The organism is Paenibacillus sp. JCM 9796, assembly GCF_055379675.1.
Map to the genome: position 1 here is coordinate 2,209,400 of NZ_AP043723.1, position 12,449 is coordinate 2,221,848.

Genomic DNA, 12,449 nt, shown 5'->3' on the forward strand with positions numbered 1-12,449 from the left:
CGACTCCATGCTGTACATTGTGCTGCCGGTCTACGGTATGCAGCAGTACGGACTGGATTCCTTCTGGCAAATCGGCCTCCTGCTGTCGGTCAACCGGCTGGTCCGGCTGCCGCTCGGTCCGTTGATCGGCTGGCTGTACGCCCGGATGCCCGTCCGCGTCGGCATCACCGCAGCCGTCGCAGCGGCCAGCCTGACCACATTGGCGTTCGGCCTGGGAAGCGGCTTTGCCCTGCTGCTCGCGGCACGCGCCTTATGGGGGGCCGCCTGGTCGCTGCTGCGGATCGGCGGTTACCTCGTCATCCTCGATGCGTCCGCCCCCGGCGGCGACAATCGCGGGCAACTGCTGGGCCGGTACAGCGGCATTATGGGCATGGGCAGCCTGGCCGGCATGCTGTTGGGTGGCATGCTGGCCGACGTGCTCGGCGTGCGCCTCGTCGCAGCGGTTCTCGGCGCTGTTATGCTGCTCGCTCTGCCGCTAGCTTGGCGCCGCTTGCCTGCGCGGGCCGCTCACAGCAAAGCTGGCGCGAAACAGCCCGAAACGCAGCCGCCCCAGCGAACGGCCGCCTCCCTGCGAAGCTCACGCTTTGCCGTGCTTACACTAAGCTCCGGCTTGGGGATGGGGTTCGTCTTCTTCGGCATCCTCCTGGCCGGGCTCAGCCCCCTGCTCGCCTCCCGCTTGCCGAATGGAACGGCGATCACGCTGTTTGGCGCAAGCTTGGGCGCCGCCTCCCTCGCCGGGATCGCGCAGGCGATCCGCTGGGGCTGGTCGCCGCTGCTCTCGCCGTGGATCGGCAAGCGCTCCGACGCCCTGCCCGACCGGCGCGGACTTTATGCCGCCGTGCTAGGCCTTGGCGCGGTCTCGTTCGCGCTGCTGGCCGCGCCGGTGCCGCTGCCGCTCTGGCTGCTCGCGCTGCTCGGCGTCATGCTGGCCAGCACCGCGATCACGACGCTGACCGACGCCATGGCTTCGGATGCAGCTGCAGGCCGATCCGCCGTTACCTTCATGACCACGTATACCGTCGTCATCGACGTCGGGGCCGCGCTTGGGCCGCTGGCCGCCGTCGGTCTGCTCGCTGCGCTCGGACCGGACGGCCTCAGCAGCGCCTGCGCAATCTGTTTGGCGCTGCTGACGGCGGCATGGCTTATTTTCGGCGGCAAGCGTGATGTGGTATAATGCCTGTCAAACACACGTTCGCTGGTTGAGAGGTCAGCCGGGCATCCTGCTCAGCGATTTTTAAGGGAAGTTCAGAAAGATGGGGAAGCGAGATGGAAAGAGGGAGCGAGGGAGATGCGCAAGATGGAGTTTGAAGCCAAGCTTCACCGACCGGAAGGAATCGGAACATGGACGTATGTGAAGGTGCCGTTTCAGGTGGAAAGCGTGTTCGGCGCCAAGGGCCAAGTCAAGGTCAAAGGAACCGTGAACGGCGTGCCTTACCGAAGCTCGGTCATGCCCCAGGGCGATGGCACACACTACTTGGTCGTGAAACGCGAGCTGAGGGAGGCTGCAGGAGCCGCATCCGGAGATACCGTGAAGGTATCTATGGAACGGGATACGGAAGAGCGAACGATCGAGGTGCCGGACGACTTGTCAGCCGCTCTGCGCCAGTATCCGGCAGCTGAGTCCAGGTTCGAGCAAGCTTCGTATTCCCATCGCAAGGAGTATGTCGACTGGATCGTCTCCGCCAAGAAACCGGAAACCCGTGCCGGCCGGATTGAGAAAGCGATCGGCATGCTCGCTGAAGGCAGAAGGCTGAAGGGCTAATCCGGGCAAGGCTGCCGGACGACGTAAACCGGAACGCGGGCTAAACGTTACCGGAGAAGGAGCAGCATATCGCCGGTGCCTGTTATTCCTTGAAGCTTTACAGGATCTGGCGCTGGTGAGGATTACACCCGCTTGATGATCTCGTTAACCGTGCTCAGCGGCAATCCGGTGTGCTGGCAAATGTCGATCAAGCTGGCTCCCGGATGCAGCTGCAGATAATGTTTGATCTGATGCGAAACCTCAATGTGTTTCTTCAAGCAATCTGTGCATAACGTTTCGAAACGGCCGGTTTGCAGTTTGCCGCACCCGCTGCAATTCGACAATTGCATATTATTAAAGCCCCCTCTTCGGACAAGCCGAATGTTGTTTTACAACATTCGCGGCCTTGTCGACGGTTGAGGGGGTTTCTTTTTGTAAAATATCGCTTTTTTTGCTATTTTTCTCATTTTAATCAAAGCTTGATTCCTTAGGCCTATGTATTCATGGTATAAAAGATCTAGGAATACATAATTAGGGGAGCGGTGTCGATGAGCGCGAAGGTTGTCGTATTGGGAGGCGGAGTCGCCGGTATGAGTGCGGCCCAGGAATTGGCGGAACGAGGGTTTGAGGTAGCCGTGTACGAGATGCGCAGGCTGCCCGGGGGTAAAGCCCGTTCCATGCCGGTGCCGGGAAGCGGTACGGAGGGACGGAAGGATTTGCCAGGAGAGCATGGATTCCGGTTTTTTCCGCGTTTCTATAAGCATATTGTCGATACGATGGAACGGATTCCTTACGGGGATAACGAGCAGGGCGTCGCCGGCAATTTAGTCGAAGGCACACGGCTCGGACTGGCTCGGGTGGACGGGCCTCCGGTGGAGTTTCTCACCGAGTTTCCACATTCCATTGAAGATGTGAAGGACGCATTCAAGTCGCTGTTCGACAATAATCTCGGACTGACCGATGAGGAGATCCGCCTGTACATGGAGCGCATCTGGCAGGTCATGACCAGCTCCGACGATCGCCGGCAGCAGCAGTACCAGAACATCCCGTGGTGGAGCTTTATCAACGCCGATGAGCAGTCGGCCCAGTTTCGCCGTGTATTCGCCGGGATGACGCGCATTCTGGTCGCAGCTAAAGCGCGGGAAGCCAACACCAGCACGGTCGGGGCCGTTGGCGCCCAAATTATGCTTGACATGGTCGTGCCCGGCGGCAGCGCGGATCGGCTGTTGGACGGACCGACGAACGAAGTGTGGCTTCACCCGTGGCTTGAGTATTTGCAAAGTCTCGGCGTCGACTACCATCTGGAAGCCAAGGTCGAGCGCATTCATTGCGAGAACGGCGTCATCAGCGGGGCGACGATTACGGAGAACGGGCAAACCTGCGAGGTGCAGGGGGATTATTACGTCGCGGCTTTCCCCGTTGAAGTGATGGCGCAATTTGTCACTGACGAGATGCTGCACGCCGACCCGACGCTCGACGGAATTCGGCAGCTGGCGGAAGATGTCGATTGGATGAACGGCATCCAGTTTTATTTGAAGCGGGACGTTCCGATCATCCACGGCCATATGATCTATATGGATTCGCCTTGGGCGCTGACCAGCGTGTCGCAGAAGCAATTTTGGCCTGATTTCGATTTGGCCGATTATGGCGACGGCATGGTTCAAGGCGTGTTGTCCGTGGACATTTCGGACTGGGAGGCACCGGGCGTCCTCTTCGGCAAACCCGCGAAGAGGTGCACGCGCGAAGAAGTGATGCAAGAAGTGTGGACGCAGCTGAAGCAAAGCTTGAACGTGAACGGGGCCGTCGTCCTGGAGGACGACAACGTGCATTCGTGGTTCCTCGACGAGGATGTGCATTTGCCGAATCCGGACGGGGTTGCGGTCAATTTGGAGCCGCTGCTTGTGAACAAGGTTTACACGTGGAATTTGCGCCCGCAGGCATACACCGCCATCCCCAACTTGTTCCTCGCCTCGGATTACGTGAAAACAAATACGGACCTCGCCACCATGGAAGGTGCGAACGAAGCCGCCCGGCGGGCCGTCAACGCGATTATCGAACGCTCCGGGCTCGATGTGCACAAGTGCAAAGTGTGGGAGATGTACCAGTTCCCTCTGCTGACGCCGTACCGAATCCACGACGAGTCACGGTTTAAGAAAGGGCTGCCGTGGGATGGTAAAATTTTCACCCCGATCGGGTAACCGGTAGGAGGACGAACGGGCCATGTCGAATTAGGGAGCTTGAGGTGAGGGGATGAAAGAAATCGTATTGGGCGCAGAGCAGCAATTTCAAAAGCTGCCTGTCGAGGTCGAGGTCGAACAACGTCCCTGCTTTCTTCTGAAAGACCGTGACGTTTACCGGCTCGTCTCCCGCAAATGCCCGCACGCCGGCCAGCTTGTCGACATCGAGGATGAAGAGTTGGTCTGCCCGATGCACGGCTGGTCTTTCGATCCGCATAAGGGCGCTTGTCTGAACGTACCTGCCCGCAGCTTGGCTGCTTATTCGGTCGTAGTCAGGGACGGGATGCTGATCGCTCAGGTGGATGGCTAACTTCGGAAGGCGCGCTTGGGATCGAGCTTGCGTACACTGTAACATCTCGGAAAAAGGAGATGTTGGTTGTGCCTACCTATCGTATCATTGTAGATCTTTCGGATCGAAAGCTGCACGTGTTAGAAGGGAACCGCGTTTATCGGACGTATCCGGTCGGCATCGGCACCATGTTGACCGGCACGCCCAGCGGCGAATTTACCATTATTAACAAAGAACCGAACCCCGGAGGGCCTTTTGGCGCCTACTGGCTAGGGTTATCGAAGCCGCATTACGGAATACACGGCACCAATAACCCTTCCTCCATCGGAAAACTGTCCTCCCACGGCTGCATCCGCATGCACAATGCAGATGTAATCGCGTTATCCAGGCTCGTCTTCGTGGGCGACCGCGTTACGATTCGTCCATAGTCCGCTCCGGAAATTACTTCACGTCTTTTGCGCTGACGCTTGTCCCCCAGTCGTTCTCCACGCCCAACTCCCGGTAAAACTGCGCCAGGAACGCCTCCATATACCGATGACGCTCTTCCGCGAGCTCACGGGCGGCCGTCGTGTTCATCTTCGTCTTCAGCTTCAACAGCTTCTCGTAAAAATGATTAATCGCCGTACTCGGCTGCTTGCGGTACTGCTCTTGACTCATCGAATCGCGCGGGCGGAGGTCCGGGTCGAAAATCAGCTGCCCTTTCCAGCCCGAATAGGCAAAGGTTCGCGCGATACCTACCGCACCCAACGCATCAAGCCTGTCCGCATCCTGAACGATACGTCCCTCCAGGGTAGACAATTGCCCCCCATGTCCGCCGTTGTAAGACATATTGGCGATGATGTCCATCACATGCAGGCGATCCGACTCAGCCGCGCCATTCTCGATCAGCCATGTATTCACTTTATCCAATCCGGCTTCCTTGCTCGGATTCAGCTTCTCGTCCGCGATGTCGTGCACGAGCGCGGCCAGCTCGCATAGGAAGGCATCCGCCTGTTCACGCTCTGCGAGCAGGCGTGCCGTGCGGGCCACCCGGGCCGTATGCTGCCAGTCGTGACCGCTGCTGTCTCGCCCCATTTCCTCCTGCGCATACGTTCGTGCGCGTTCCAGCAGTCGCTCTCGGTACGTTTCGTTCATTTCGTTCATCTCCCGTTCATCTTCCCTTCCTTCCATCAATCTCCGCCGCCACCGCTGCTGCTGCTTCCGGTATCTCCACCACCGCCGCCACTGCTGCTGCCGTTGTCTCCTCCACCCCAGCCGCTTCCGCCGCCGTCAGCCCCGCCGCCCCAACTGCCTGAATCGGTGGAGCGTCTCGAATCAAGGTCGCCCGAACCGCTATAATGATGATGATGACGGCGGGCCATGTCGTCGTCCAAAGACGACGACGCAGGCGGGAACATGAAGCTTTCCCCGCTGCGATGCCGCCTGCCCGGGCCGGATTGCCCGCTCCTTCTACCTATCGAGCTTACGATCACGACGATTGCGAACACCGCAAACAGGATAAAAATAATGCTCATGGATTCCGCCTCCTTCTGTACTTAGTATAGACTGCCGAAGCACGGAAAGAGTTTCGGACTTTTTACAAAAAAGGACAGCAGTCCCTTTATTTTGCGCAAAGCCTTTGAAATTGCCCAAGCAACGCACTATATTTCTTCTATATTTGCACCGGAAGGGGTGAAGAATTCCGTAGAAACGCAAAAAGCGCCTGTTACACAGACGTCGTTCGTGAGCAGGCGGGTGTGAAGATGGGTTCGACTGCCCATTTTCAATGGCTGCGCGGCATTCGCCCATCCAGCCGAATGCCCTGCGACATAGTATGATTATGTGTTAATGAGCTCACGCTCCACAACAACAACAACTCTAGAGGAGGAATGAACAATGGGTGGTTTCTCTTGTTCTTGCGGAGGTTTTACATCGACTGGTGTCATCTTGGTTCTCTTCATCTTGTTGGTAATCGTAAGCCGTGCATGGTTGATCTAATCTGACTAAAAGCACAAAACTACGGCCAAAGGGAAACCTTTGGCCGTTTGCATGTTACGGCGAAGACGTACATATGGTGGTAAGGTATAACTTTTGAGAGAGGTGAGGAGAATGCCTTCGGGTCACACAATCGACCGCAGCGAAGCGAAGGAGCTTTCGGTCAAGGATTGGATCTTGACGATGATCATTCTGGCCATTCCGATCGTCAACATCATCATGCTGTTCGTCTGGGGGTTCGGAGAAGGCACCAACCCGAACAAGCGAAACTATGCGAGAGCCGCCTTAATTATCGCCGCGATCGCGATCGTCCTTTATTTGATCTTCGCTATCGTGTTTTTCGTTGTGCTGAGCGCCTCGATGTCCATGTCATGACGAAGAGCCGGTCCTCCTCCAAGGGGAAGGCCGGCTCTTGAGCAAGTCTGGTCGTGGAAGTAATCCGAGTTGTTCAACCTATACGGCCGCTATTCATAGAGCGCCCCGGCCGTCGATCCGTCCGGATACACGATATGGGTATAAATATGCCGCTCTCCGTTATCCGCTCGGGACGTATACCACAAATCATAACGGTCTACTTGGCCTTCGCCGTTCCAACGAATGAACAGCTGTGCGTCCAAGTCTCCCCGCTTCAGTCCTTGCACGTCGGTCTCGTTCAAGCTCCCGAAGCGATAATCGGTCTTGGCTCCGAGATCATACCGCCAGATCTGCTGGCTCGAGCTATCGATCCACGTCACTTGAGACGGGTCGCCGAACCATCGCTTAACGTCCTTGCTCCCCATGCCCCGCTCCAACCTATACTGCGCAGCCCATACTTTCCGCTCGGCCTCCGTTCCGCCTACAGGCTCCTTCACGACGGATACGGTTCGCGTCTTCTGATCATAAGCGGCGCCCGCTCCAAGCTCTTCCGTCATCAAGCGCAGCGGCACATACGTATGCCCCTCGTAATTGAGCACCGTAAACCGGGACCCGATGTCACGGCTTTCGCCGTCGAATTGAAACTTGACCGGAAACAACAGCGCCCAAACCCCGTCTGCCGCATACAGCGTTGTGGAAGCGGTCAGCGCCGCACCGCACATCATGCCTAACAAGAACTTTTTCAAAGGCGTAAGCTCCTTTATTCTGATAGTCACCGATAGCTCTAGTATACATGACAACCAGAAAACGCGAAAACCGCCCGGCACAAGACCGGACGTCGCTTCGGAGTCCGGCGGTGCGCCGGGCGAGCTCCGACTTCTTATTTATTCAACCATTCGCAGCTGTCGGCACAATCGCAAAGCGCCTTCTTCACGGAACACCATGAACGCTTAGCGTAATAAATCGGCACTTCCTGATCCTTCGCCTGCTGCTTGATCACTTTGGTCAAATTGTGGTTGACGTAATCGGTCAGCACGAGCACCGCGTCAACCTTATCCGGAATACCTTTACGCACCATTTGGCACTTGCGACCCGACATATGCACCACATCATCAAATCCGATTTCCGCCAAATGTTCGGGCATATTGCCCAAATGATCGGCGCCTACGACCAATATCGACGGCATGCTCTAATCTCCCTTATCTATGTATTTATCATCAATGATAATCATTCTCAATTCCTTATAAATCAATGATAATGGTTCTCAACGATAATGTCAACCTTACCCGGCTTATTTTTCTAGACTCCCTGGATAATGGCCAAAAAGCCGCATCGCGGGAAATTCGCGATGCGGCGAGGACAGTCTCGTCACTTAGATGAAATAGAGAACGGCAAACAAGATGATGACCAGCAAAATATAGAGAACCAAAATAACGCCCGTTGTCGTAAAGTAACCGCCGCCCCATCCGAAGCCTGCACCCGCAGCACCCATTCGCGATCCACTCCCTCTGTTGAGTTAGCCGTGGGTCACTCTCCCGCGAACATGGTTCAATATATGTCCTGAGCGGGAATCGGTATGGACAATTAACGGGGGGTCTCTAAATAATGGCCCGTTTTATAAGAACAGAATGAGGTAAAATACAATCGCTAACACAAAACGGTAATACGCAAACCACGATAGGCTCAGTCGTTTAATGATGTTCAGGAAGGTCACCACGGCGATCATCGCGACGATGAAGGAAGCGGCCAGCCCTGTAACGAAAAGACCTAAGTCGTCCATGGACAACAAATCCCGGCTTTTGTATAAATCCAGGAAGGTCGCGGCGAACATGATCGGCACGGACACGATGAACGTAAACTCAGCTGCCGCCTTCTGGCTCGTCCCGAGCAATATCCCTCCGGAAATGGTCGAGCCCGAGCGTGAAAAACCCGGCCATAACGCTAAACATTGAAATAAGCCGATCCCGAACGCCTGCTTATATGTAATGTCGTCCATCGTCTCGGCCGTCACGCGCACGCGGGCCCGATCGGCTATAATAATCAGAATTCCTCCGGCCACCAGGCTTATGAGCACGGTTCCCGGTCCGAACAAATATTTCTTGACCAAATCGTGCAGCGCCAAGCCCACGACGACCGCGGGCAGCATGGCCAGCGCGATATGAATCAGGTTGACTCGACCGCTGTTCGAGAGGCTTCGCTTCAAGTTGAGAAAGCCGAAAAACCTCCGCCAATACAAGACAAATACGGCTAGAACGGCACCCAGTTGTACAACGATCTCGAACGTCTTCGCCTTTTCGCCCGTGAAACCAATCAAGTGCGCCGTCAAAATCATATGACCCGTCGAAGATACGGGCAAAAACTCCGTCAATCCTTCCACAATGCCCAGAATGACGGCCGACCAAAAGTCGTTCAATTTCCTCACACTCCCATATACTCTCTATTGTCCACCATTCCTCATTATAGAGGATCGGGAGTCAAGAGAGAAGCGGAAAAAGACGGCTGATCCCTGGTTGGCCATTTTGCCAAGCAAAACCGGAACAGCCGGACCATCAAGGCCCGGCTTGTCGAAGGTGGGATTAGAGCTTCATCCGCTGCAGGCGCAGCGCGTTCAGCACGACCGAGACGGAGCTGAGCGCCATGGCGGCTCCCGCGAGCCAAGGGGCGAGAAAGCCGCTTGCTGCGATCGGAATGCCAATCACGTTATAGGCGAGCGCCCAAAACAAGTTTTGGCGGATGTTGCTCATCGTTTTTTTACTTAAAAAGAAGGCGTCCGGAATACTGTTAAGATCGCCCCGCATCAACGTTACGTCAGCCGCTTCCATGGCGACGTCCGTTCCGGTTCCGATCGCCATGCCGATGTCCGCTGTCGCAAGCGCAGGCGCGTCATTGATGCCGTCGCCGACCATCGCCACCTTGCGGCCGGCGTCTTGCAGCTTGCGCACTTCGGCGGCTTTTCCTTCCGGCAGCACCTCGGCCAGCACCCGGTCGATACCGGCTTTCGCGGCAATCGCCCGAGCCGTCCGTTCGTTGTCGCCGGTGATCATCATGACTTCGATCCCGAGCGCCTGCAGGCGGGCAATCGCCTCTTTCGATGTCTCCTTGATCGTATCGGCGACGGCCACCATCCCTGCATAGGTACCGTCCACGGCGACCAGCATGGCGGTTTTGCCAGCCTCTTCAAGCATGCTCATCGTCTCAAGCGCCGCGCCGGGGCTAACGCCAAGCTGCGTCATAAGCTTCCGGGTGCCGATGGCAATCTGCTTGCCTTCCACCTCGGCGCGAATGCCGAAGCCGGGAATCGCCTCGAATTGCCCGGCTTCCGGCAGGGCAAGGCCCTGCTCTTGGACGCCTGCCACAATCGCCTCGGCTAGCGGGTGCTCGGAGTTGCGTTCCGCGGCGCCCACCCAACGCAAGAAGCTGGATGGGTCGATGCCTTCGGCAGGCAGCACGTCGGTCAATTCCGGTTTGCCCTTCGTTACCGTGCCCGTTTTGTCCAGGACGATCGTGTCGATTCTGTGCGTCGCCTCGAGGTGCTCGCCGCCCTTGAACAGGATGCCAAGCTCTGCGGAACGCCCTGAGCCGGCCATGATGGAAGTCGGCGTCGCTAGTCCCAGCGCGCAAGGGCAGGCAATGACGAGCACGGCGATCGCCTTCTCCAGCGCCCCGGCGAATTCGCCCGGTTCGACGAAGAAGAACCAGACGAGGAACGTGACGAGGGCGATCCCGACAACGATCGGCACGAAGATGCCGGAGATGACGTCCGCTACCCGTTGAATCGGCGCTTTGGAGCCCTGCGCTTCCTCGACGACTTTAATGATTTGCGCCAGTGCGGTTTCTTTGCCGACTTTTGTCGCCTGGATTTTAAGCATGCCGTTCTTGTTTAATGTAGCTCCGATGACACGGTCTTGGGCGCTTTTTTGCACGGGAATGCTTTCTCCCGTCAGCATCGATTCGTCGACGGAGGACGTTCCTTCAAGCACGAGGCCGTCCACCGGAATTTTCTCGCCCGGCTTCACGATGATCACGTCGCCGGCCATCACTTCGTCCACCGGGATTTCCAGCTCTTGCCCTTGGCGGAAGACAAGCGCCGTCTTGGCTTGCAGCCCCATCAAAGATTTAATCGCTTCGGAAGAACGTCCCTTGGCCAGCGCTTCGAACAGTTTGCCGAGCAATATTAACGTGATCAGGACGGAGCTTGTTTCATAGTACAACTCGACTTGATGCCCGTGAGCGTTCAACGATTGGACCGTAAGATAAAGGCTGTAAAAATAAGCCGCTGAAGTGCCCAACGCCACCAGCACGTCCATGTTGGCGCTGCCGTTGCGCAGCGCTTTGTAAGCGCCGGTATAAAACTGGCGGCCGATCGCGAATTGTACCGGTGTGGCCAGCGCGAGCTGGAACCACGGGTTCATGAACAGAGCCGGCACCCAGATGAAGGACGTGAAGGAGAAGTGACCGACCATCGCCCACAGTAAAGGCAGGGAAAGGAGGGCTGATACGAGCAGCTTCATCCGCATCTTGCGGATCGCCTGCTGCCGGTGGTCCCCGCTTTCCCGGGACTCTTGCTTCAGGGCGGCGGTGTAGCCTAGCTGCTCGACCTTGCGCACCATGTCGGTTATCGACACTTGGGCCGGATTGTACTCGATACGGGCGGTCTCGAGCGCCAGGTTCACATTCGCGCGAGTGACGCCGCCGAGCTTGCCGAGCCCTTTCTCGATGCGGGTCGCACAAGCCGCGCACGTCATGCCGCCGATTTGGAAATCGGCCGTTTCTTTGACGGTACCGTAACCAAGCGCCTCGATTTTTTGCTCCATATCCTGGAGCTTTATTTGATCCGGGTCATACGTGACCGACGCTTGTTCCAGTGCGAAATTGACGGTTGCTTCGGTGACGCCATCGAGCTTGCCGAGCCCCTTCTCAATCCGGTTGGCGCAAGCGGCGCAGGTCATCCCGGTAATTTGCAAAGTCGTCTGCTGCTGCGTTCCTGCCTGGTCGGTTTTCTCCATATCTCTGCTCTCCCCTACACACTTCCTGGCCTCTCTTGCAATCGCCGCTTTACATCCGGTTATGTCGATTCTGTTGTCGAGTTATAGGAAAGAGAGAGCACACCAAGTTAATACCCAGGTGCTCTCTTTCGCGCGATTCGTCGTTACACGACATCATAGCCTTGATCTTCAATCGCTTCTTTAATCGCGTTCAAGGAAACCTTGCTTTCGTCGAATTCGACGGTTACCGATTTGGCTGCAAGGTCTACTTTGCCGACAGCGCCCAAATTTTTCAGCGCTCCCTCGACGGAATTTACGCAATGGTTGCAGGACATGCCCTCTACTTTCAACGTAACGTTCGACATGCGGTATCCCTCCTTCGCTGATATTATTTCATTAATTTGTTAACCGTAATCAGGAGTTCGTCGATCACGTTGCTTTCGCCGGCTTCGATCCGCTCGATAACGCAGCTTTTCATATGGGCCGCGAGCAGCAGCTTGCCGACTCCATTTAAGGCCGCTTGCACCGCCGCGATTTGGTTCAGCACATCGTCGCAGTACGCATCCTTCTCGATCATGCCTTTAACGCCGCGAATCTGACCTTCAATGCGGTTCAATCTCGCAGTCAGGCTGGCCTTTTCTTTCTCGAAATGATGGCTCTTTCTTGCATCGTCCGGCGGGTAGCAGAGAGTATCGCTGCAGGACATCGGATCTTCGACTTCGTGAGAACTGTTCATCATGGTGGGCACCTCCTGTTCCGATACCGATATCATACAGTACCCCCCTACCCTATGTCAACGGTTTTATAAAGTCGTTTATTTGACTAAATCTCCTCCTTTTACTGAAAAATAAGGGCTGACGACATGCAGC

The 12,449-nt window shown here is 56.4% G+C and carries 17 protein-coding genes; 7 read left to right on the plus strand and 10 right to left on the minus strand.

The window, feature by feature from the left end; genetic code table 11:
• Positions 1 to 37 precede the first annotated feature (37 nt).
• Together ACZ439_RS10530 and ACZ439_RS10535 are read left to right on the plus strand one after the other, a co-directional pair.
• Positions 38 to 1,174 (plus strand): MFS transporter, encoded by a 1,137-nt coding sequence (locus ACZ439_RS10530; RefSeq protein WP_464621125.1) that lies wholly within the window; start codon positions 38 to 40, stop codon positions 1,172 to 1,174.
• Between the two features lie 114 nt (positions 1,175 to 1,288).
• On the plus strand, positions 1,289 to 1,762 hold the full coding sequence (locus ACZ439_RS10535; protein WP_054799134.1) for a DUF1905 domain-containing protein: 474 nt from the start codon (positions 1,289 to 1,291) through the stop codon (positions 1,760 to 1,762).
• Between the two features lie 122 nt (positions 1,763 to 1,884).
• Here the strand turns inward: ACZ439_RS10535 and ACZ439_RS10540 are convergent, their stop codons facing one another.
• Positions 1,885 to 2,091, minus strand: a complete 207-nt coding sequence (locus tag ACZ439_RS10540) for a MarR family transcriptional regulator (RefSeq protein WP_054795787.1) — start codon at positions 2,089 to 2,091, stop codon at positions 1,885 to 1,887.
• A gap of 198 nt (positions 2,092 to 2,289) precedes the next feature.
• Here ACZ439_RS10540 and ACZ439_RS10545 point away from each other — a divergent pair, with 198 nt between their 5' ends.
• The 3 genes from ACZ439_RS10545 to ACZ439_RS10555 all read left to right on the plus strand — a co-directional run bounded on the left by ACZ439_RS10545 (position 2,290) and on the right by ACZ439_RS10555 (position 4,695).
• A complete protein-coding gene (locus tag ACZ439_RS10545; RefSeq protein ID WP_127606798.1) occupies positions 2,290 to 3,939 on the plus strand; it encodes a hydroxysqualene dehydroxylase in 1,650 nt (549 codons plus the stop codon).
• A gap of 52 nt (positions 3,940 to 3,991) precedes the next feature.
• On the plus strand, positions 3,992 to 4,288 hold the full coding sequence (locus ACZ439_RS10550; protein ID WP_054795786.1) for a Rieske (2Fe-2S) protein: 297 nt from the start codon (positions 3,992 to 3,994) through the stop codon (positions 4,286 to 4,288).
• 68 nt (positions 4,289 to 4,356) lie between these two features.
• A complete protein-coding gene (locus tag ACZ439_RS10555; RefSeq protein WP_054795792.1) occupies positions 4,357 to 4,695 on the plus strand; it encodes a L,D-transpeptidase in 339 nt (112 codons plus the stop codon).
• A 13-nt stretch (positions 4,696 to 4,708) separates the two neighbouring features.
• Here the strand turns inward: ACZ439_RS10555 and ACZ439_RS10560 are convergent, their stop codons facing one another.
• Positions 4,709 to 5,437, minus strand: a complete 729-nt coding sequence (locus ACZ439_RS10560; protein ID WP_464620995.1) for an HD domain-containing protein — start codon at positions 5,435 to 5,437, stop codon at positions 4,709 to 4,711.
• Positions 5,437 to 5,781, minus strand: coding sequence for a hypothetical protein (locus tag ACZ439_RS10565; RefSeq protein ID WP_054795785.1), 345 nt, complete (start codon positions 5,779 to 5,781; stop codon positions 5,437 to 5,439). Before ACZ439_RS10565 ends, ACZ439_RS10560 begins: the two co-directional genes overlap by 1 nt.
• 361 nt (positions 5,782 to 6,142) lie before the next feature.
• On the opposite strand from ACZ439_RS10565, the gene ACZ439_RS10570 reads away from it, so the two are divergent.
• On the plus strand, positions 6,143 to 6,244 hold the full coding sequence (locus tag ACZ439_RS10570) for a sporulation protein YjcZ (RefSeq protein WP_127606794.1): 102 nt from the start codon (positions 6,143 to 6,145) through the stop codon (positions 6,242 to 6,244).
• Between the two features lie 111 nt (positions 6,245 to 6,355).
• Positions 6,356 to 6,616 (plus strand): hypothetical protein, encoded by a 261-nt coding sequence (locus ACZ439_RS10575; RefSeq protein ID WP_127606791.1) that lies wholly within the window; start codon positions 6,356 to 6,358, stop codon positions 6,614 to 6,616.
• An 89-nt stretch (positions 6,617 to 6,705) separates the two neighbouring features.
• Here the strand turns inward: ACZ439_RS10575 and ACZ439_RS10580 are convergent, their stop codons facing one another.
• The 7 genes from ACZ439_RS10580 to ACZ439_RS10610 all read right to left on the minus strand — a co-directional run bounded on the left by ACZ439_RS10580 (position 6,706) and on the right by ACZ439_RS10610 (position 12,286).
• Entirely contained in the window at positions 6,706 to 7,341 is a 636-nt protein-coding gene (locus tag ACZ439_RS10580) for a stalk domain-containing protein (RefSeq protein ID WP_127606789.1), read from the minus strand.
• A gap of 134 nt (positions 7,342 to 7,475) precedes the next feature.
• Positions 7,476 to 7,781: a DUF2325 domain-containing protein gene (locus tag ACZ439_RS10585; RefSeq protein ID WP_054795782.1), complete on the minus strand. Its 306-nt coding sequence runs from the start codon at positions 7,779 to 7,781 to the stop codon at positions 7,476 to 7,478.
• Positions 7,782 to 7,967: 186 nt separating this feature from the next.
• On the minus strand, positions 7,968 to 8,087 hold the full coding sequence (locus tag ACZ439_RS10590; protein ID WP_201317622.1) for a sporulation protein YjcZ: 120 nt from the start codon (positions 8,085 to 8,087) through the stop codon (positions 7,968 to 7,970).
• A 123-nt stretch (positions 8,088 to 8,210) separates the two neighbouring features.
• Positions 8,211 to 9,008: an undecaprenyl-diphosphate phosphatase gene (gene bacA / locus ACZ439_RS10595; protein WP_127606785.1), complete on the minus strand. Its 798-nt coding sequence runs from the start codon at positions 9,006 to 9,008 to the stop codon at positions 8,211 to 8,213.
• A 163-nt stretch (positions 9,009 to 9,171) separates the two neighbouring features.
• On the minus strand, positions 9,172 to 11,601 hold the full coding sequence (locus ACZ439_RS10600; RefSeq protein WP_464620996.1) for a heavy metal translocating P-type ATPase: 2,430 nt from the start codon (positions 11,599 to 11,601) through the stop codon (positions 9,172 to 9,174).
• A gap of 143 nt (positions 11,602 to 11,744) precedes the next feature.
• A complete protein-coding gene (copZ, locus tag ACZ439_RS10605; RefSeq protein ID WP_054799133.1) occupies positions 11,745 to 11,945 on the minus strand; it encodes a copper chaperone CopZ in 201 nt (66 codons plus the stop codon).
• Positions 11,946 to 11,968: 23 nt separating this feature from the next.
• On the minus strand, positions 11,969 to 12,286 hold the full coding sequence (locus ACZ439_RS10610) for a metal-sensing transcriptional repressor (RefSeq protein WP_054795790.1): 318 nt from the start codon (positions 12,284 to 12,286) through the stop codon (positions 11,969 to 11,971).
• Between the last annotated feature and the right edge of the window lie 163 nt (positions 12,287 to 12,449).